Genomic DNA, 1,703 nt, shown 5'->3' on the forward strand with positions numbered 1-1,703 from the left:
CCGACAGCCTGCGGGTCATTGATCGCGAACAGACCCTCGATCTTCGGGAAGCGCGTGAGGTAGCCCTGCATCGCGTTCATGCCGCCTTCGCGCGAGCCCTTGGCATCCTGATCGTCGGACAGAATCTTGATGCCGGGGCTCTTCGCCAGCACTTCCTTGCAGCCCTTCACGCGGTCGAGCACGGCGGACACCGGCGGCCCGTTCTCGATGATCACGTTGCCCTTGCCGTTGATCTTCTTCGAGAGGAAATCGCACGCAAGCTGTCCCGCCTGGATGTTGTTCGTCTGCACGGTGGCATCGGCGCCGGCGGCGGCCACGTCGACCGCCACGACCACGATGCCCGCAGCCTGCGCCTTCTTCACCGCGGGTTCGATCGCCTTCGGGTCGGCGGCGTTGAGCAGGATGATGTCGACGTGCGCCGAGATGAAGTTGTCGATCTGCGTGAACTGCTTGTTCATGTCGTAGTCGGCCGACACCGCCTGCACCTTCACGTTCGGATTGATCTGCTTCGCCTTCGCTTCCGCGCCCTTGGCGATGGTCACGAAGTACGGATTGCCGAGCGACCCGACCGTGATGCCGATCGACTTGAGCGGCTTGTCGGCCGCCTGTGCGCCGGACAGGGTGAGGCTGCAGCCCAGGGCGAGCGCGATGCTCGCGAATGCGACTTTTTGCTTGAACATTTTCTTGTCTCCAGGGTGGTCCGTTGGTTTTGGCGGGAACAAGCGGACCTGCATGTTCCCGTACGCCGTCGCGCAAGTAAAAAGGTGATTGAATCAGGTGCGTGCGGAGCCGCGCTGGCGATAGCGGTCGAGTGCCACTGCGCCGATGATCACGAGGCCCTTGATGATGTACTGCCAGATGTCCGACACGCCGAGCAGCACGAGGCCGTTGGTCAGCACCGCGATGATGAGCGCGCCGACCAGCGTGCCGACAATCGACCCGACGCCGCCGACGAAACTCGTGCCGCCGAGAATCACCGCCGCGATCGCATCGAGTTCATACGACTGGCCGAGCTGCAGGCCGTTCGCCGCATAGAGCCGTGCCGCCGACATCACCGCGCCGAGCCCGGCGAGCACGCCCGAGGCCGCATACACGAACATCTGGATGCCCCACACCTTGATGCCGGACAGGCGCGCCGCTTCCGGGTTGCCGCCGACCGAGTAGATGCGCAGGCCGAGCACCGTGCGGCGCAGGATGAACCAGGAGATCACCACCACCGCGATCGCGATGATCACGAGCCAGGGCACGCCGAGCACGGAATCGTTGCCGATGAAGGCGAACGACAGTTGCGGGTTGAAGATGGTCGTGTCGTGGCCGATCAGCCGCGCGATGCCGCGCACGGCGGTGAGCGAGCCGAGCGTGACGATGAACGGCGGCAGCCGGAGCAGCGCGATCAGCGCGCCGTTGATCAGGCCGAACGCCAGCCCGACCGCGAGCGCGGCCGGCACGCCGAGCCAGCCGAAGCCGGGAATGTTCGACGCGAGGAGCGCCGTCACGGCGGCGGCCGAGAGCACCGAGCCGACCGACAGGTCGATGCCGCCCGTCAGGATGACGAAGGTCATGCCGGCCGCGAGCACGACGTTGATCGACGCCTGCTGGGCGACGATAGAGACGTTCTGCAGGCTGAAGAACCCGTCCGTCGCGACGCCGAACGCGATGCACAGCAGGATCAGCACGGGCAGCATGCCAGCCGTGCGCATCAG

The 1,703-nt window shown here is 65.6% G+C and carries 2 protein-coding genes; both read right to left on the reverse strand.

Translation table 11 applies throughout. From position 1 onward, the window contains the following. A partial coding sequence (locus tag AWB68_RS44585; RefSeq protein WP_087650416.1) for a substrate-binding domain-containing protein occupies positions 1–680 on the reverse strand: 680 nt, incomplete at its 3' end. Positions 681–773: 93 nt separating this feature from the next. After that, positions 774–1,703: ABC transporter permease subunit (locus AWB68_RS44590; RefSeq protein WP_087650417.1), on the reverse strand; the 930-nt coding region annotated here is incomplete at its 5' end.

Source organism: Caballeronia choica, assembly GCF_001544535.1.
Classification (GTDB): Bacteria; Pseudomonadota; Gammaproteobacteria; order Burkholderiales; family Burkholderiaceae; genus Caballeronia; species Caballeronia choica.